15 protein-coding genes and 2 pseudogenes are annotated in these 18,631 nt (G+C 52.8%); 9 read left to right on the forward strand and 8 right to left on the reverse strand.

Annotated elements, in window-relative coordinates; translation table 11 throughout:
- Window positions 1–345: 345 nt before the first annotated feature.
- Window positions 346–2,649: a tetratricopeptide repeat protein gene (locus tag HMPREF2726_RS14715; RefSeq protein WP_070602755.1), complete on the reverse strand. Its 2,304-nt coding sequence runs from the start codon at window positions 2,647–2,649 to the stop codon at window positions 346–348.
- A 45-nt stretch (window positions 2,650–2,694) separates the two neighbouring features.
- A complete protein-coding gene (polA, locus tag HMPREF2726_RS06870) occupies window positions 2,695–5,484 on the reverse strand; it encodes a DNA polymerase I (protein WP_070602757.1) in 2,790 nt (929 codons plus the stop codon).
- 192 nt (window positions 5,485–5,676) lie between these two features.
- Between polA and HMPREF2726_RS06875 the strand changes: the two genes are divergently transcribed.
- Both HMPREF2726_RS06875 and HMPREF2726_RS06880 read left to right on the forward strand, forming a co-directional pair.
- The gene (locus tag HMPREF2726_RS06875) at window positions 5,677–6,177 is read left to right on the forward strand and encodes a hypothetical protein (protein WP_009312451.1); all 501 of its coding nucleotides are present in this window, start codon (window positions 5,677–5,679) and stop codon (window positions 6,175–6,177) included.
- A gap of 185 nt (window positions 6,178–6,362) precedes the next feature.
- Window positions 6,363–7,025: a PspA/IM30 family protein gene (locus HMPREF2726_RS06880; protein ID WP_009312450.1), complete on the forward strand. Its 663-nt coding sequence runs from the start codon at window positions 6,363–6,365 to the stop codon at window positions 7,023–7,025.
- Between the two features lie 89 nt (window positions 7,026–7,114).
- Here the strand turns inward: HMPREF2726_RS06880 and HMPREF2726_RS14860 are convergent.
- Window positions 7,115–7,380, reverse strand: a pseudogene (locus HMPREF2726_RS14860) (PepSY domain-containing protein).
- 233 nt (window positions 7,381–7,613) lie between these two features.
- Window positions 7,614–7,958 carry a hypothetical protein gene (locus HMPREF2726_RS06890; protein ID WP_003767095.1) on the reverse strand — a complete coding sequence of 115 codons (345 nt, stop codon included), beginning with the start codon at window positions 7,956–7,958 and terminating at the stop codon, window positions 7,614–7,616.
- Window positions 7,959–8,086: 128 nt separating this feature from the next.
- Between HMPREF2726_RS06890 and HMPREF2726_RS06895 the strand changes: the two genes are divergently transcribed.
- The 5 genes from HMPREF2726_RS06895 (at window position 8,087) to HMPREF2726_RS06915 (ending at window position 12,541) form a co-directional block, all read left to right on the forward strand.
- A complete protein-coding gene (locus tag HMPREF2726_RS06895; RefSeq protein WP_003743669.1) occupies window positions 8,087–8,314 on the forward strand; it encodes a hypothetical protein in 228 nt (75 codons plus the stop codon).
- A 68-nt stretch (window positions 8,315–8,382) separates the two neighbouring features.
- Window positions 8,383–8,865, forward strand: coding sequence for an OsmC family protein (locus HMPREF2726_RS06900; protein ID WP_070602759.1), 483 nt, complete (start codon window positions 8,383–8,385; stop codon window positions 8,863–8,865).
- Between the two features lie 242 nt (window positions 8,866–9,107).
- A complete protein-coding gene (locus HMPREF2726_RS06905) occupies window positions 9,108–9,773 on the forward strand; it encodes a YqiJ family protein (RefSeq protein ID WP_049230802.1) in 666 nt (221 codons plus the stop codon).
- 101 nt (window positions 9,774–9,874) lie between these two features.
- Window positions 9,875–10,624, forward strand: coding sequence for a hypothetical protein (locus HMPREF2726_RS06910; protein WP_070602760.1), 750 nt, complete (start codon window positions 9,875–9,877; stop codon window positions 10,622–10,624).
- A gap of 204 nt (window positions 10,625–10,828) precedes the next feature.
- Window positions 10,829–12,541: a flotillin family protein gene (locus HMPREF2726_RS06915; protein WP_070602762.1), complete on the forward strand. Its 1,713-nt coding sequence runs from the start codon at window positions 10,829–10,831 to the stop codon at window positions 12,539–12,541.
- An 85-nt stretch (window positions 12,542–12,626) separates the two neighbouring features.
- On the opposite strand, the gene HMPREF2726_RS06920 is transcribed toward HMPREF2726_RS06915, so the two are convergent.
- Window positions 12,627–13,886, reverse strand: a complete 1,260-nt coding sequence (locus tag HMPREF2726_RS06920; RefSeq protein ID WP_070602764.1) for an N-acetylmuramoyl-L-alanine amidase — start codon at window positions 13,884–13,886, stop codon at window positions 12,627–12,629.
- A complete protein-coding gene (gene tsaE, locus HMPREF2726_RS06925) occupies window positions 13,868–14,344 on the reverse strand; it encodes a tRNA (adenosine(37)-N6)-threonylcarbamoyltransferase complex ATPase subunit type 1 TsaE (RefSeq protein ID WP_009312442.1) in 477 nt (158 codons plus the stop codon). Before tsaE ends, HMPREF2726_RS06920 begins: the two co-directional genes overlap by 19 nt.
- A 105-nt stretch (window positions 14,345–14,449) precedes the next feature.
- Here tsaE and HMPREF2726_RS14795 point away from each other — a divergent pair, with 105 nt between their 5' ends.
- Together HMPREF2726_RS14795 and murI are read left to right on the forward strand one after the other, a co-directional pair.
- Window positions 14,450–14,581 (forward strand): hypothetical protein, encoded by a 132-nt coding sequence (locus HMPREF2726_RS14795; RefSeq protein ID WP_283118737.1) that lies wholly within the window; start codon window positions 14,450–14,452, stop codon window positions 14,579–14,581.
- Window positions 14,582–14,595: 14 nt separating this feature from the next.
- Window positions 14,596–15,408 carry a glutamate racemase gene (murI, locus tag HMPREF2726_RS06930; RefSeq protein ID WP_099048535.1) on the forward strand — a complete coding sequence of 271 codons (813 nt, stop codon included), beginning with the start codon at window positions 14,596–14,598 and terminating at the stop codon, window positions 15,406–15,408.
- Window positions 15,409–15,497: 89 nt separating this feature from the next.
- On the opposite strand, the pseudogene HMPREF2726_RS06935 reads toward murI, so the two are convergent.
- Window positions 15,498–17,597 (reverse strand): annotated as a pseudogene (locus HMPREF2726_RS06935) (TonB-dependent receptor); the annotation flags it as partial.
- Window positions 17,598–17,800: 203 nt separating this feature from the next.
- Window positions 17,801–18,424 (reverse strand): 16S rRNA (guanine(527)-N(7))-methyltransferase RsmG, encoded by a 624-nt coding sequence (gene rsmG / locus HMPREF2726_RS06940; protein WP_070602766.1) that lies wholly within the window; start codon window positions 18,422–18,424, stop codon window positions 17,801–17,803.
- Window positions 18,425–18,631 lie beyond the last annotated feature (207 nt).

Genomic DNA, 18,631 nt, shown 5'->3' on the forward strand with positions numbered 1-18,631 from the left:
AGGATGGTTAGAAATTTAGATATTAATTGGTTTTGCGGCAAGCCTGTCTATATTTCAGACGACCTTAAAACCGCGTACCTAGGTCGTATTGAATCCATGAAGGAAACCGCGCCCGTGATTGTATGCCTGTCGGCGGGAAGAATAAAGGTCGTCTGAAAAACTCTGTAACGGGTTTTTCAGACGACCTTGGATGGTTTTTTGGGTTTCAACTGCCGCGTGCGTGTGTACCGCACACATCCTACACCAATGCCCAGTTTCAGTTTCAGTAGGTCAGATTCTCGAATCCGACGGCTATTTGAGATGGCAGCGGCTTTTGTCGGATACAAGTATCCGACCTACTGCTGGCTAATCCTTCTTAATCGGCGGATTGGCATTAATCGGCAGCGATGAGCGGGAAACTTTAACGTTTGGATAATAATTTCGCATCAAATGCTGAAAAACTTCCGCCTTACGCTCTTTTCCGCTCTTTTCGTAATTCGTCCCCAAAATCACTTCATCCACAATATCGCGTATATCGGCATAAGGCAGATAGACAGATTTTGTGGTTTTGCAATATTCGATTTTGTCCGAACCGATTTGTTCGATTTTCAGCAGGCGGAACTCTTCTTCGTCGCGGAAAGCAAAATCTTTAAACAGATAGCGGATATATTCCAAAGCTTTTTTATCTTCATCTTTGATCTTAGACAGGTTCATTAACTTCCACAACGCTGCTTTGAGCTCCTTAATACGGAACTTATGCCATTTTAGATTTTTCCCAACAGGCTTTAATCGAATACCGAATTTTGGTCTTCTTGCATCGGGTAGCCATATTGTGCATTTTTCCTTAGCAATATATTCATCGTAATAAGCGATATAAGCTACCTGATAAAGCGGCAGGTTTTCATCTTCTAAACCTGCTACATCTGCCTTTATTGGCTCTTTGAAACCTTCATTCTGTTCATTTGTAAAACTTCTGAACGAAGAAGAAACATCAGGCTCTTTCAACCAATCCCCGTTTTGATTAAATACCAAGCAGCAACCCGATGCTTCTACTCCATTTTCTTTGCCATACAAACGGAACTGGTTCAAATCGTTTACGCGGCTGGAAAAACAGGTAAAGAAAGCATTATGGACAGGGCAGTCAGCCTTGTTTTCCAATTCTAAATCCTGCAAATTCAGCAGCTCCAATAGCCCTTCTCCTTCAGTCGGATCGTTCATATAAGTGGAGCTGCCAATTCTCATCGGACTAACATTGTTACTGTCAACAGGATCGTTATTATCGGCTTTATCATTAGTTTTATCGCTGACAATGCCGAATAATCTTTCGCATACTGAAGGCGAAGTGTAATGGGCAAGAGGAATTGACCCTAATTCCATAGGTGGGATATTTAAAACTGCCAGAATGGTAGTGATGTCGTCTATTACAGTTTTTTCTTTTTGAGTTCCTTCTTGAGTTCCAAATAAATCTCCCTGTATTTTCTGTTTTTTCCAGTCAAAATATCTTTCCCATTTTTGTTGAATTTTGGCTTGTTCGAAATAACAACGGCCTAACCAAGATTGTGCATTGTTTTGTTTTTGAAGGCTGTTTGGCTTGTCTGCCAGCTGTTTAGCAAATCCCAATGATTGTTTGAAATGCTCAACTGCCCGTCCAAATAACTGTTCCGCCTCCTTGCCTTTGGCTTTTAGCGCCTGCTCAAAATAGCAACGGCCAAGCCAAGATTGGGCATCGATTTGTTCTTGAAGGCTGTTCTGCTTATCTTCCAGCTGTTCGGCAAGACTCAATTGCTGTTGGTGGTGTTCAACTGCCTGCTCAAATAACTGTTCCGACTCCTTGCCTTTGACTTTCTTCGCCTGCTCTAAATAGCAGCGGCCTAACGAATGTTGGGCATAGATTTGTTCTTGAAGGCTGTTTTGCTTGTTTGCCAGCTGTTTGGCAAATTCCAATGATTGTTGGAAATGCTCAACTGCATTTCCAAACAACTGTTCTGATTCCTTGCCTTTGGCTGTTAGCGCCTGTTTAAAATAGCAAACGCCTAACCAAAATTGTGCATTGATTTGTTCTTGAAGGCTGTTTTGTTTGTCTGCCAGCTGTTTGGCAAATTCCAACGATTGCTGGAAATGCTTAACGGCATGCTCAAATAACTGTTCCGACTCCTTGCCTTTGGCTTTCATCGCCTGCTCTAAATAGCAGCGGCTTAACCAAAATTGGGCATTGATTTGTTCTTGAATGCTGTTTTGTTCGTCTGTCAGTTGTTCGGCAAATTCCAACGATCGTTGGAAATGCTCAACTGCCTGTCCAAATAACTGTTCCGAATCCTTGCCTTTGGCTTTCTTTGCCTGCTCTAAATAGCAGTGACCTAACCAATGTTGGACATTGTTTTGTTGTTGAAGGCTTTTTTGCTTGTCTTCCAGCCGTTCGGCAAGTTCCAATCGCCGTTGTTGGTGTTCAACTGCCTGCTCAAACAACTTAGCCGCTTCCTTGCCTTCGGCTTTTATCGCCTGCTCTAAATAGCAGCGGCCTAGCCCAGCTTGAATCTCATTTTGCTCTTCAATTTGGCTATCTTTGTCTTCAATTTCACCTAAAGCCTGATTCAGCTTCTCAATCGTTTCTCCAAATTTTTTGTTCTCGAATAAATCTACACTTTCGTTAATTAAACTCCAAACACTCATTACTTTATCTCTTTCTCAAAACAATTTGTTAAACGCCATACTATCTCAATGCGCCTCTTCCCAATTCATCCCCACACCCACCTCAGCCACCAGCGGCACTTTCAACATCCCATCATCCACTTTCGCCATAATCTGCGGCAGTTTTTCTTTCACTAAATCTAGTTCGGCTTCGGGGACTTCCAGCACCAGTTCGTCATGCACCTGCATAATCAGTTTGCTCTTCAGGTCGTCTGAAACCAGCCAGCGGGACACGTCTATCATGGCGCGTTTGATGAGGTCGGAGGCGGTGCCTTGCATGGGGGCGTTGATGGCGGCGCGTTCGGCTCCGGCGCGGGCGTTGGCGTTTTTGTTGCAGATGTCGGGCAGGTAGAGGCGGCGGCCGAACAGGGTTTCGACGAAGCCTTGGGCGGCGGCTTGTTCTTTGGTGCGTTGCATGTATTCGGCAACGCCGGGGTAGCGGGCAAAGTAGCGGTCGATGAAGGTTTTGGCGGACAGGTTGTCTATGCCCAGCGATTTGGCGAGGCCGTATTGGCCCATGCCGTAAATCAGGCCGAAGTTGATGGTTTTGGCGTAGCGGCGTTGTTCGGACGAGACGTTTTCGGGGGTGATGCCGAATACTTCGGCGGCGGTGCGGCGGTGTACATCTTCGCCGTTTTGGAACGCGGCGATGAGGGTTTTGTCGCCGGAGAGGTGCGCCATAATGCGCAGTTCGATTTGGGAATAGTCGGCGGAAACGATGACGCTGCCTTGCGGTGCGGTGAAGGCGCGGCGCACGCGGCGGCCTTCGGCAGTGCGGATGGGGATGTTTTGCAGGTTGGGGTTGTTACTGGCGAGGCGGCCAGTAATGGCGACGGCTTGGGCGTAGGTGGTATGCACGCGACCGTCTTTGGGGGAAATCATTTCGGGCAGTTTGTCGGTGTAGGTGGATTTGAGTTTTGCTAGGCTCCGGTTTTGCAAAATGATTTTGGGCAGGGGGTAGTCGGGCGCGAGCTGTTCGAGCACGGCTTCGTTGGTGGAAATGCCGCCTTTGGCGGTTTTTTTCAGGCCTTTGGTGGGGATGCCCATTTTGTCGAACAGGATTTCTTGCAGCTGTTTGGGCGAGTTGAGGTTGAACGGCTGGCCTGCGGCGGCGTAGGCTTCTTGTTCGAGTTTCATCAGCTCGGCGCCGAGTTCTGCGCTTTGGCGGGCGAGTTCGGCGCGGTTGATTTGTACGCCGTTGCGTTCCATTTCAAACAATACCTGCGCAACGGGCAGCTCCATTTTTTCATACATTTCAAGCTGTTTGGCGTCCATCTGCGCGCGCAGGTGCGCTTCGAGGCGCAGGGCGAAATCGGCATCTTGGGCGGCGTATTCGGTCGCCTGCTCAATGGCGACGTCGGCAAAACCGATTTGCTTCGCGCCTTTGCCGCACAGCGATTCGTAGGTAATGGTTTCCAAGCCGAGCCAGCGTTCGGACAATTCGTCCAAACCGTGTCCGAGATGGCTCTCGATGATGTAGGAAGCGAGCATGGCATCGCCGGCAATGCCGTTCAGGGCGATTTCGTAGTTGGCGAAAACGTGTTGGTCGTATTTGAGGTTTTGCCCGATTTTTTTCAGGGCAGGGTTTTCCAAATGCGGTTTCAGACGACCTAATACGTCTTGCAAATCAATCTGTTCGGGCGCGGCGGTCAGGCTGTGCCCTACGGGGATGTAAACCGCTTCGCCTGCTTGGAACGCGATGCTGATGCCGACCAGCGAGGCGTTCATCGCGTCTAATGACGTGGTTTCCGTGTCGATGCCGATGGTGTCCGCCCGCGACAGTTTGTCCAACAAAGCGGCAAACTGCGCTTCGGTGGTAACGGCCTGATAATCCAGTTTTTCGGGCGCAACGGCTTTTTCAGGTAGCCTTTCAGACGACGTTTCCATGTCCAACGCCGCCTGTTCGCCTATCGTATCGCTGCCGAACAAATCGCCGTCCGCCGCTTCGTGCATACGGCTTTCCGCTTCTTTCAACCAAGTGCGGAAGCCCCAGCGTTTGAAATCGACCGCAAGCTGCGACCATTTCGGCGAAGTGCGGCGCAGGCTTTCGAGGCCGTCTGAAAGCTCCGAGTGCAAGTCCACATCGGTTTTAATCGTCACCAAATCATACGACAACGGCAGTTGGGGCAGCGCGGCTTGCAGGTTTTCGCCGACCTTACCCTTGATTTCCGCAGCGTGCTCCATCACACCGGCCAGCGAGCCGTAGGCTTCCAACCACTTCACCGCCGTTTTCGGGCCGCACTTCTCCACGCCCGGCACATTGTCCACCTTGTCGCCCATCAGCGCGAGATAATCGCGGATTTGGTCGGGGCGCACGCCGAATTTTTCCTTCACACCTTCAATGTCCAGCTTTTCGCCGCTCATCGTGTTCACCAGCGTTACGCGCTCGTTCACCAGCTGCGCCATGTCCTTATCGCCGGTGGACACCACCACATTCCAACCCGCTTCGCCTGCCATTGCCGCCAGCGTGCCGATAACGTCGTCCGCTTCCACTTGCGGAATCACCAGCACCGGCCAGCCCATCAGCCGCACCAAATCCGGCAAGGCTTCCGCCTGCGGGCGCAAATCGTCCGGCATCGGCGGGCGCGTCGCCTTGTAGTCGGGGAACATCTCGTGGCGGAAATTCTTGCCCTTCGCATCAAACACCACCGCGCAATAATCGTGCACATAATCCGCCCGCAGCCGGCGCAACATGTTCAACACGCCATAAAGCGCACCCGTCGGCGCACCGTCAGGCGCGGACAACTGCGCCATCGCGTGATAAGCGCGGTAGAGATAAGAAGAGCCGTCAACGAGGAGGAGAGTGGGTTTGGACATGGTGAACCTGCTTGAAATAAGTGAAAAATAGATGGATGGATTATAAAGGAAAAGCTCGGTTCTCCCCATGTATCCGCAAACGTGTTTCAGCGCATTTTAGGGTTTACAAAAATAAACCATTTCAAATATTGCGCCTTGTCATTTTATCTTGTATATTTGCATACAAATGAATACAAACTAAATCAAACGAATATGAATGCGACAAACCGTATCCCCGTCAGCGTGCGAATTACTCAGGAAGATGCTGATTTTATTGCAGAATTAAAAATCGAGGGCGCGAATACACCGTCTGAAAAAATCCGCGAGCTGCTCAAGCAGGCGCGTTTGGCGCATACGCAGACGCGCGATTACGGTTCCGCGCTGACGGCGCAGGAGCAGTTTTTCCAAGCGGCGAAACATGACGTGCTGCACGCGGAAAAGCAGGCGGGAGCGCATTCGCATATCGTCGCGCGATTGTTTGAGCAGCTGCCCGACTTGGGCGCGACGCTTGCCGCCGACCTGCCCGAAGAAGCCGACCTCGACAGTTTGAAAAAATACGAACGCGAACTGATGTGGCGCATCGTCCGCCTGACCGACAGCATCTTGCAACTCGCCGTAACCGGCAAAGGCGCGGCATACGACGATACCGTGTTGCAACAGCTTGAAAACACTTTGAAACTGGCGAAGATTGTGCAGCAGGCGGGCGAAGTTTGAGGTCGTCTGAAAAAATGGGGCGCATGAAATAGAAGTATTTGTTTGCCGCTATTCCTGTATAGGTTGCCATTCCCGAATATTCCGAAAACGCAAGGTCTGGATTCCCGCCTGCGCGGGAATGACGGACGGTTGATTATCCCCGTGCCAACTTAAATCAAACACATTTTATTGAAAGGAAAATCCAAATGAGCGAAACCCTATCCCGCAGAGTGGGCCGTCTGGTGAGCGGCGGCTTTCATGCCTTGATTGATGCGGCGGAGAACCTTGCGCCCGAAGCAGTAATGAACGAGAGCATCCGCGAAATCGAGCGGGCGGTGGACGAAGTGCGTGCTGAATTGGGCAAAGTGTTGGCGCAGAAACACCTTGCCGCCAAGAAAATGGCGGACGAGAGCAACCGCCACGAAGCCATCGATGCCAACCTGCAAGCCGCCGTAGCCGCGGGGCGCGACGACCTTGCCGAAGCGGGCATCGCCGAACAAATGGACATCGAAGCGCGTCTGCCTGTTTTGGAAAACACCATTGCCGACTGTGCCGCGCAGGAAAAAGAACTTGAAGGCTTTATCGCCGCCTTGCAGGCGAAAAAACGCGAGATGCAGCAGCAGTTGCAAGACTGGCGCGCCGCGCAGCAAAGCGCGGGCGCAGGCAAAGCGGCAGGCGGCAGCGACCTTAACCGCATCGCCCGTGATGCCGAAAAAAGCGGCAACGCTTTCGACCGCGTGATGGGACGTCAGAACGCGGTACACAGCAGCACCGATGCCGCGCAGTTGGCAAAATTGAAGGAATTGGAAGACTTGAGCCGCAACAACCGTATTGCCGAACGATTGGCGGCACTGAAGGCGGGGAAATAAGTTTTCAGACGACCTTCTTTATCAGAAAGGGTCGTCTGAAAAGAAAAACGCCGCGCGGAGCTTGTCCTTGCGGCGTGTGGCGGAACGGATCAGTAGTCGATGCGTTCGCTGATGATGCGTAAATCCGGCCATGAGAAGACGATGTCGTATTCGCGTCCGTTTTTGAAGGCTTCGGCTTTTAATACGGGGCGGCCGCGGCGGTCGTCGGCTTCGATTTCGTGAACTTGGTAGCCGCGTCGTTCGAGAATCCGCATCACTTGCGCGCGTTTTTGCTCGAAAGAAGGATCGCTGTAAATTTGGTGTTCGATGTAGTCGTCATCGTAATACTTGCCGTCGCGGTAACGGTAGTCGTCATTACGGTCGTAATCGCGCTCATAGCGGTCGTCGTAACGATCATCATAGCGGTCATCGTGACGGTCATAACGCTGCTCGTAGCGGTCGGTACGATAGTCGTCATCGTAATAGTCGTAAGGATAGGGAGCGGCACAAGCGGTCAGTGCGATACTGCCTAAGAGTAATACCGGTAAGAGTTTTTTCATGTCGTATCCTTTCGGGACGTGGGGTAAGTAAAGAATATTCGGAAGCGGATTATAAATCGACGCGTTCTACGAGAATGTTCAAATCGGGATAAGACATCACGATTTTGTATTCCAAGCTGCCTTTGTAGGCCTCAAATTCCAAAACGGGTCTTGCCCAATAGAGGTCGGTGTCGGAATCGTGGACTTCGTAGCCTCTGTTATGCAGGATGGACAAAGCGCGGTCGTGGTGTTGCGCGAACGCGGGATCTGTCTCCATGCGGTATTGGGCGTAGTCTTCGTAAAGGTCGAAACCTTCTGCTGCAAGAAAAATGGCGCAAACAGCGGCGACAGGAAGCAGCAATTTTTTCAAAAGCGGTTTGGACGGCTTTGTATATTGCGACTGAGAATGTTTCATTTCGTTCCCTTTGCGTCTGTTGTCGGTATAGACATTTAAACACGCAGGACTTAGGGAAAAGTTAGGAGCGGTTTCAGACGACCTTTCTTTACGATACGCACAGGTCGTCTGAAAAATAGGGGAATTTCATGATTTTTGCCATTTTGATCGGCTTGCTAACCGCCGTCTTACTTTACTTTGTGATGTTTAAGGATTGGGACGAATTTGTCGAATGCGTCGAATTCTATTGCACACCCGACATTATCAGCGCACTGCGGGGGCGGTATTGGGATGACGTATGGGCGGAAACCAAAATCCTGCTGTGGCTGGGCATCAGTTTGGCGGCGGGCGCATCGGCTTATGCCTGGCTCAACTAGAGTCGGTATTTCAAGGCGGATAATGTCTTTATTGCCGCGAACAGTAAATAATTGAAAGGAATGTCAAAATGAGCAAAAAACACACCTACCGCACTGCGACAACATGGACGGGCAATCTCGGCGAAGGCACTTCGTCCTACACCGCTTATTTGCGCAACTTTACCGTTTCCGCCGAGGGTAAGCCCGACCTGCACGGTTCCGCCGACCCGGCCTTCCGCGGCGATGCGGGCCGCTGGAACCCGGAAGAAATGCTGTTGGCCGCCGTTTCTGCCTGCCACAAACTATGGTACCTGCACCTGTGTGCCGACGCGGGCATCTGCGTTACCGCCTACACCGACCATGCCGAAGCGGTGATGGACGAAGGCAGTGGCGGGAACGCGGGGCGTTTCGTTTCCGCCGTGTTGAAGCCGCGCGTTACCATCGCCGCTGGAAGCGACCGCGCCAAGGCTTTAGAACTGCATCACGAAGCGCACCGCCTGTGTTTCATCGCCAATTCGGTCAACTTTCCGATTGAATGCCGCGCTGAGATTGAGAGCGAAGAGGTCGTCTGAAAACCGAGTGTCTGTTTGGGATGCACGGATAGGTCAAATTCAAATAAAGAATACCTCATGCCGTCATTCCCGCGCAGGCGGGAATCCAGACCTCGATTCTTCAGAAGTATTATTTGAAGATTGCCGTAATCTCAAACTTCTGGATTCCCGCCTGCGCGGGAATAACGGCAATCAAACATTCAAATTTTCGCAAGCAGTCTATTTTAAGGTCGTCTGAAAGTTGACAGAACAAGGAACGGAATATGTGGAATTTAATCAACGCCCCCGAAACGGAAATCTTCGGCATCGCCATCGCGCTGATGGTTTTGCTCGGCGTGCTGGAAGTCATCTCCATGCTGGCGGGCGGCATCAGCGACTGGCTGGACAACCTGCTGCCCGACAGCCTGACCGAAACCGCGCACGCCGAAGTCGGGCTGGACGCGGCGGACGCGGGCGTGTTCGTACGGTTTCTGAGTTGGCTGTATGTCGGTCGCGTGCCGGTGTTGATGCTGATGGTGGTGTTCCTTGCCGTGTACGGACTGACGGGCTACCTGTTTCAGACGACCTTTGCCGCCGTGTTCGGCAGCTATCTGAACGGATGGCTGGCGGCAGTAGCCGTGTGGTTCCTTTCGCTGCCGCTGGTGCGCCTGACGGCGGGCGGACTGTACAAAATCATGCCCAAAGACGAAACCACCGCCGTTTCGCAAGAAAGCCTGATCGGACGCATCGGTACGGTAGTGCTGGGCGAAGCACGGGCGGGCAGCGCGGCGCAGGTGCGGGTGAAGGATGTGTACGGACAGCAGCATTATGTGATGGCAGAACCGGATTCCGACGAAGTGTTGAAACAGGGCGACACGGTGTTGCTGGTGTCGCTGGAGGGAAATACGTTTAAGGCAATTTTGAATCCGAGCGGGAGTTTGGTGGATTGAGGTCGTCTGAAAAGAGGTATGTAGGTCGGATACTTGTATCCAACAATGTTTTAATTGTGAAAGTTTAATATAAAACTGATTAACTTTATTTGGGAGTATTTATGAATATTGAAAAAATTATTGATTCAATTGCTGAATATTGGAACAAAGAACCATTAATTGCAATGGCTGCAATTGCAACCATTTTATCAGTGTTCATAGTTCCGCCATTTAAAGCAATTATTTATAAATTTAATTCTTCAAATAAATTCTCAAAAAGAAAAGAAGAATATGAACAAGCAAAAGAATTAATACATTTAATAGAGGAAGCAAAAGATAATAATAAGAAGCCGCATCCTTTTTTAATTGAAAAAGGTTATGCCTTAATTTCAGGAGAAAGAAGATTTAATTCAGATGAGATTATTTGTTGTTTAAGTATGAATAACCCGAGTCAGGCTCTAAAATATTTTTCTTCAGGATTTTATTATCTTAAATATTCAAAAGAATCTAAAAGATTTGATTATAGAAAGTCTGTAAATAATTTAATAAGAAGAAGAGTTAAATGGGCTTTTGGGGTTTTTATGTACATAATTTTTGGTGCGGTTGCATTTTATATTATGCTATTTTCGATAGAATATTATGCCAAAATTTCATTTGGATTGGCAATATTTTTAACTATAGCTTCAGTTATTTTTGCAATAAATGCCATAATTTTTATGTCATTTGGGATGAATGTTCGCATGGCTGAGAAATTTATGAAGCTGCAAGATGAAATGCTTAAGGAATCAGATTCATTATCCACAATAACAAATAAGTCTGAAACCGAGGTATCTGAAGTGGAAGAAGCTGAAGCCGAAAATCAAGAATTTTAACTTTTCAGCTTGGTAGGTCGGATTCTTGAATCCGACAAATCGCTCCGCTTCAGCCGTATTGCACATAACCGAAATTGTCGGATTCAAGAATCTGACCTACCTTTAAAACCCAAAATTTTTAACCTTTCAGACGACCCCAAACCCTAAAAAAACGTCTGAACCCACGCCCCTCAAGGGTATATCGACAACAAGAAAGGAAAACCCATGAACTTAGTTTCCATCGGCATCATCGCCGGCGTCATACTCGTCGCGCTATTCGTACTCGGCCTCATCCTCACCCGCCTGTACCGCCGCGCCAGCAAAGAAGTCTCCTTCGTCCGTACCGGCTTCGGCGGCGAAAGAGTCATCATGAACGGAGGCGCGATGGTGTTGCCCGTGCTGCACGAAATCATCCCCGTCAATATGAACACGCTGCGCCTCGAAGTGCGCCGCGCGGCGCAGCAGGCGTTGATTACCCGCGACCGGATGCGCGTCGATGTGATGGCGGAATTTTATGTGCGCGTCAAACCCAGCGCAGAAAGCATTGCCACCGCCGCGCAAACGCTGGGTATGAAAACCATGTCGCCCGACGAATTGAAAGACCTCGTCGAAGGTAAATTCGTCGACGCCCTGCGCGCCGTTGCCGCCGAAATGGCGATGGAAGAGCTGCACGAAAAACGTGTTGATTTCGTTCAGAAAGTGCAGCAAGTCGTGAGCGAAGACTTGTTTAAAAACGGCCTCGAACTCGAAACCGTTTCCCTGACCGGCCTCGACCAGACCAGCTTTGAATTTTTCAACCCGCAAAACGCCTTTGACGCGGAAGGTCTGACCAAACTGACCGAAACCATCGAAGGCCGCCGCAAAAAACGCAACGAAATCGAACAAGACACCGATTTGGCGATTAAAACCAAAAACCTCGAAGCCGAGCAGCAACGCCTGAAAATCTCGCGCGAAGAAGAATACGCCAAACTCGAACAAGAACGCGAAATCGCCGTGCGCCGTGCCGAACAGGAAGCCAGCATTGCCGAGCAGGAAGCGCAGAAAAAACGCGAGGCGGAAGAAGCCAAAATCGCCGCCGAGCGCGAAGTGGATTTGAAACGCATCGCCGCCGAACGCGACATTAAAAACGAAGACATCCGCAAAGCCCAAGCCGTCGAGCAGGCGGAGGTCGAGCGCCGCAAAGCCATCGAGCTTGCCGAACAAGACCGAGCCATCGCCGTTGCCGAAAAATCGCGTGCCGAATCCGAAGCCAAAGCTGAGGCCGACAAAGCCCGCGCCGCTGCCGTGCGTGAAGAAGAGAGCGTGATTACCGTACGCGAAACCGAACGCGCCGAACGTGCCAAAGCGGTCGAACTGATTGCCGCCGAAGAAGCCGCGCAAAAAGACGCGATTTCGCTCACCGTCGCCGCCGAAGCCGAGAAACAGGCCGCGCAAGACCGCGCCGAAGCCGTGCGCATCGCCGCCGAAGCCGAAGCCGAGAAACAACGCCTGCAAGCCAAAGGTGAAGCCGATGCCAAAATCTTGTTGGCGCAAGCGCAAGAGCAGCAATACAAAGTCGATGCCGAAGGTACCCGCGCCGTGAACGAAGCCGCCAACGTCCTGAGCGTCGAGCAAGTCGAAATGCAAGTGCGCCTCGCCCTGTTGAAACACCTGCCCGACATCATCCGCGAATCCGTGCGCCCGATGGAAAACATCGACGACATCAAGATTCTGCAAGTCAACGGCTTGGGCGGATTCAGCGGCGCTACCAACGGCTCCGAAGGCATGTCGGACGGTCAAACCACACAAGCCAGCCTCGCCGACCAAATGGTCAACAGCGCACTGCGCTACCGCAGCCAAGCCCCGCTGGTTGACGGCCTCTTGAAAGAATTGGGCCTGAACGGCGGCGACATCAACGGTCTGACGCAGGGGCTGGATAAAGGCATCGGCAAGGAATAAGCTGCACTGTAAAGAAGGTTTAAAAGCAAAGGTCGTCTGAAAACCTGTTTTCAGACGACCTTTTATCTTTTCCGGCAAACCTAACTTACCCTCTGCGCAATACGGCGTTGTTGACGTATTTTTGGATGCCGGTGGCGATGGCATCGGCGCATTGGCGTCGGAAGGAGTCGCTGCCGAGCAGCCGCTCTTCGGTGGGGTTGGACAGGAAGGCGGTTTCGACAAGGATGGACGGGATGTCGGGCGCGCGCAGGACGGCGAAGTTGGCTTCGTCAACGCGGCCTTTGTGGAGTTGGTTGAGTTTGCCCAATTCGGTCAGGACGGAATGTCCGAGTTTGCGGCTGTCGCGCATGGTGGCGGTTTGGGTCATGTCGAGAATGGCGTTATCGACGCTACGGTTGCCGCTTTTGGGAACGCCGCCGATGGCGTCGGCGTTGTTTTGGGTTTGGGCGAGGAATTTGGCGGCGGAGCTGGTCGCGCCTTTGGTGTTGAGCATGTAAACGCCTGTACCGCGTGCAGACGGGCTGGTAAAGGCGTCGGCGTGGATGGAGACGAACACGTCGGCATGACGGGCGCGGGCTTTGGCGACGCGCACGCCCAATGGGATGAAGATGTCTTCGTTGCGGGTCATGTAAACGGTGTAGCCTATGCTTTCAAGGCGGTTTTTGGCTTCGCGGGCGATGGAGAGGACGACGTTTTTCTCTTTCAAGCCGCTCGGACCGATCGCACCGGGGTCTTCACCGCCATGACCGGGGTCTATCATGACGACAGGACGGCGTCCGCCGCGGTTGGAGCGCGGAGGCGTGTCTTGGGCAATGTTCGTGCGCTCGGCAGGACGTTGCGTTTGCATGCGTTTCGGCGGATTGCCGTTGAGCAGCGCCATCATCGGGTCGTTGGCATCGACACCGTGCGGATAAAGGTCGATCACGAGGCGGTTTTTAAAGCCGCCGACCGGAGCAAGCGAGAAGACTTGCGGATGGGCGTTTTGCTTGAGGTCGATCACGACGCGTACGGTCGTCGGGGTGTTTTGTCCGGCGCGGATGCTGCGGATATAGGGGTCGTCGGGCAGGACTTTGCCGGAAATGCCTTGCAGGACGCTGTTGATGTTGGCGTTTTGGATGTCGACAACGAGCCTGCCGGGGTTTTCCAAGGCGAAATGCTGATATTGCAGCGCGCGCGAGCTTTCGATGGTGATACGGGTATAGGCGTGCGAAGGCCAAATACGGGCGGCGACGAATTGGGCTGGCGGCGCGGCTTTGGCGAGGGCGGAGGCAATCGGCGTGAGGGTGAACAACAGTCCGGCAGTTTGGCGAACGACTTGTCTTCGTGTCAGTTTGAATTTAACCATGCTTCTAAACTTTTTTGTCCGTTGGCGGTGTGTGCGGTAGCGGTGCAGGTCCTGCCCTGCGCGGCGTGATTCAGGGATACGGTGATGTCTGCGGGCGGAGTGAACGCGCCACCCTGTTGCGGCCATTCGATGATGCAGACGCTGTCAGGGGAGAACAGGTCGTCCAAACCCGCATCTTCCCATTCTTCGGGCGAGGCAAAGCGGTAAAGGTCGAAATGATGGAGCGTGAACGCTTCCAGCGGATAGGATTCGACGATGGCGTAGGTCGGGCTTTTGACCGCGCCGGTGTGTCCGAGTCCGCGCAGGATGCCGCGCGTGAACGTGGTTTTCCCCGCGCCCAAATCGCCTTGCAGATGGATGACCAATGGCGCGTGCAGCGATTTTGCCCAACTTTCGCCCAGCTCGAGTGTGGACTCTTCGTCGGGAAGCAGGCGGGAAAAGGTTGCGCCCTCGCTCATGAAATCAGCCTTATCGTGTTCTAAAAACCTTAATTATGCTGGATTTACGGGCATTTGCAAACATAAGGGAGGATAAAGTTAGATAAAGATGTTTAATCGGCATCTTTGCCGTCTGCCGTCCAAACGCCGCAGAGGTCGTCTGAAAACGCCGTTTCCACACAACTCAAACCCTTTCAGACGACCTCATCCCTGTTAAGCCTTGCGCCGAACGTGTACAATCCGCCCCATCATACCTAATCCGTACAAACCGCATCATGACTATCAGCAAACAACGCCCCATCGGCGTTTTCGATTCCGGCGTTGGCGGACTGACCAACGTCCGCGCCCTGATGGAACGCCTGCCGATGGAAAACATCATCTACTTCGGCGACACCGCCCGCGTTCCCTACGGCACCAAATCCCGCGCCACCATCGAAACCTTCGCCATGCAGATTGTCGATTTCCTGCTGGAAAACGATGTCAAGGCGCTCGTCATCGCGTGCAACACCATCGCCGCCGTTGCCGGACAAAAAATCCGTCAAAAAGCAGGCAATATGCCCGTATTGGACGTGATTTCTGCCGGCGCGCAGGCCGCTCTGAACACCACGCGCAACAACAAAATCGGCATCATCGCCACCAACACCACCGTCAACAGCAACGCCTACGCCCGCGCCATCCACGCCCAAAACCCCGACACGCTCGTGCGCACGCAGGCGACGCCGCTGCTCGTGCCGCTGGTGGAAGAAGGCTGGCTCGACCACGAAGTGACCCGCCTGACCGTGCGCGAATACCTCAAACCGCTCTTGGTGGACGACATTGACACGCTCGTCCTCGGCTGCACCCACTTCCCGCTGCTCAAGCCCCTAATCGGCAAAGAAGCGCAAAACGTCGCCCTGGTCGATTCCGCCATCACCACCGCCGAAGCGACCGCCCAAGCACTCGCCCAAGCAGGGCTGCTCAACACTGAAAACGACAGCCCCGACTACCGCTTCTACGTCAGCGACATCCCCCTGCGCTTCCGCACCATAGGCGAACGCTTCCTCGGACGCAGCATGGAACAAATCGAAATGGTCTCGCTGGGATAAGGCATATCCCGCATACCAAAACGAGAGGTCGTCTGAAAACTCGAAACACGGGTTTTCAGACGACCTTTGTTCCATTTCCTGTCCGAGATGTAATTCACCCGTGCCGTATAAGTGCGCGGCGCGCCGGGCATGGCGTCGGAACGCCAGTATTTTTGATTGAACAGATTGCCGACGGCGAAAGTGAGGTTCAGGTTTTTGCGGTTCCAGCCGAGCATGGCGTCGGTGCGGACGAAGCCGGGAAGCGTGGTGACTTCTTTGTTTCTTGAATCGTAGCCGTAGCGTTTGCCCGTACCGGTTACGCCGATTTCGCCGTAGAGGTTTTCGGTCGGCGTGTAACGGAAGAACAGGTTGCCGGTAACGTTGCTGGTGTTGTCCAAGTGGATGCCCACTCTGTCGGGATTTTCTTTGTCTTCAACGACTTTCGCCTGCATCACGCCCAACGAGCCGCGCAGATAGAGTTTTTTGGGGATGATTTGTCCGATGGCGGACAGTTCCACACCGCGCGAACGGTGTTTGCCGCCGACAGCCCAAGTGTAGGGATCATTTTGCGCGTCGGGACGGTAGCGGATATTGAAGCGTTCGATTTGGTAGGCGGACAATGTGGTGCTGAGTCGGTCGTCCAGCCAACTGCTTTTGACACCGGTTTCGTATTGGCGGGTGTATTCGGGGTCGGCGTTGAACACGGCGGAAGACGAAGTGTCGATGCTCAAATAGCCGCCGCGTCCGCCATAAGGTGCGAAGCCTTTGTTATACGAGGCGTAGAGCGTGTGGGCAGGCGTTACGTTCCACACTGCGCCGATATTGGGGCTGAACGAATGGCCGCTGTATTGGCGGCTGCTGCCGGTGAGTTTGTTTTCGGAATTAAAGGTGTATTTGTCGTAACGGCCGCCGAGGACGAATTTCAAATCGGGCGTGGCGGAGAAGATGTTTTGCACGAAAATGCCGTAGGAGTCGGCTTTGTGGCGGTTTTGGGTGAGGACGGGCTGCAATCTGCCCGAAGCCGGCCAGCTTGCGCGGTCGTAGGGGTCGATGGAAGCGGTAAAGGCGCGGCTGTAACCCAATGTCGGGTTGCGGTGTTCGCGGCTGTAATCCAAGCCTACGGTCAGGTGGTTTTCAAAACGGCCGATGTTGTAGTCGCCGTTGAGCGTGAAATTAGACGACAGAGTTTTGTTGTCGGTCTGCTGCCAGGCGTAGTTGCGCTTGATTAGGCTGCCGTTTTCGCTGCCTCCATAGAAGTGGTCGAAATCCTGCGCCGCCGTGCGGTGGGCGAGCTGCCATTGGGCGCGCCATTTGTCGTTGAAGGCGTATTCGAGGTCGGAACGCCAAACTTGCAGCTTGTCTTTGACAAAATCGTTCGGGTGGGCGAAACCCATGCGGTAAGGCAGTCCGAAGCGGTCGTACACGGACTTGGTCGGACTGCGGTCGGGCGTGCGCTCCACATTGTCGTAGGTGTATTGCCCCGTCCATTTCAAGCCGTTGTCGAGTTTGACGGTAATGCTGGGCGAAACCATGACGTTTTTGCTGTCTATGCCGCTGCGGAACGAATTGGAGCGCCCGACTTCGCCGGTGAGGCGGATGGCGACGTTTTTGTTCAGCACTTCGTTGATGTCCATATTCAGGCTGCGGTTTGCCCACGAGCCGTAAACCGCACCGATGTTGCGGCTTTGTTTGAAGTTGGCGTATTTGCTGACCATGTTGATGACACCGCCGCCGTTGGTTCGGCCGTAAAGCACGGAAGACGGGCCTTTCAGGATTTCTACACGCTCGATGTTGGCAGTGCTGCGGCGCACCTGCCCGCTTTCGCGCACGCCGTCGCGGTAAATATCGGATGCGTCGGCTTGGAAACCGCGCAGGAAAATGCTTTCGCCGCGCATATCGTAGGCAGCGTCGATGCCGGCATTGCCTTCGAGGATGGAACTCAAATCGTTCGTACCGTAATTTTTGTTTTTTTGGATGTTGAGCGTATCGACGGTTTGCGGCGTTTCTTTAATGAGCTGGCCGTTGCGGGTAACGGCGGCTTCGTCGTAGTTGATGTAGCCTTTGAGTACGCTGGTGTCAGACTGTCCGACCACGGTAACGGTGGGCAGCGTGGCGGTGTAGTGTTCGCCGTCGGCGGTATCGGCAGCATACAGCGGGAAGGCGGAGGCAATCAGGGCGGGAAGCAGGGAAAGACGGGCGGAATAGTGCATGTTCAACTCGGAAGGTGAAAGGATGCGGCATTATAGGAAATATTTTTGTTTAATTGAAATAATTGATAATAATTATCTTTATTTATGAAAAATCGTGTTTATATTTTGCAACGAAGCAGCCATAAACCGAAAGGTCGTCTGAAAAGCCCTGTTTCGGGTTTTCAGACGACCTTTGCAATATTCAGACTCAACGTTCGGAAGGCTCAAGCCTTCTTCAAAACCACCATATGCCGTTCTGCATCCAAGCCGGGGACGTGGAGGGTTTCGACGCGTTCGACGGCGACCGTGTCGGGGAGTTTGGCGATTTCTTCTTCGGGGTACACGCCTTTCATGGCGACCCAGCGGCCGCCGTCTTTCAGCAGGTGTGCCGTCCAGTTGACGAAGTCGGCGAGTTCGGCGAAAGCGCGGCTGGTGATGATGTCGGCTTGGAAGTCTTGAACGGCTTCGACGCGGCCGCTGACGACGCGGACGTTGGCGAGTCCGAGTTCGATAACGGCTTGTTGCAGGAAGGCGGTTTTTTTGGTGTTGGCGTCCAGAAGGGTGATGTTGAGGTCGGGACGGCAGATGGCGGCGGGAATGCCGGGCTGTCCGCCGCCGGAGCCGACATCCAGCATGGTGTGCGCGCCTTGGAGGTAGGGGAGCAGGGTCAGGCTGTCGAGCAGGTGGTGGCTGACCATTTGCGCTTCGTCGCGCAGGGCGGTGAGGTTGTAGGTCTTGTTCCACTTTTTGAGCAGGTCGGTATAGGCGAGCAGCTGGGTTTGCTGTTCTACGGATAGGTCCAAACCTAATGCCTGTATGCCTGATTGGAGTTGCTGTGTCGGGGTCATGGTTTTTGTCCGTCCGTGTTGTGTCGGGCGTTATGGTAGCGGAAAAAAAGGTCGTCTGAAAGGCGTGGGGTTATTAAGGGATTAGGTTCTCAGGGCGGTGGAGTTGTAGTGTGGGCTTTGCCCGCGAAACTTGTTGTCTGACAATTTGAAACTGTCTTTATTTTCACATTTATTTCGTGGGCAAAGCCCACGCTACGGGTTTCAGAC

Origin of the sequence: Neisseria sp. HMSC074B07, from assembly GCF_001810355.1 — a bacterium.
Taxonomy (GTDB): domain Bacteria; phylum Pseudomonadota; class Gammaproteobacteria; order Burkholderiales; family Neisseriaceae; genus Neisseria.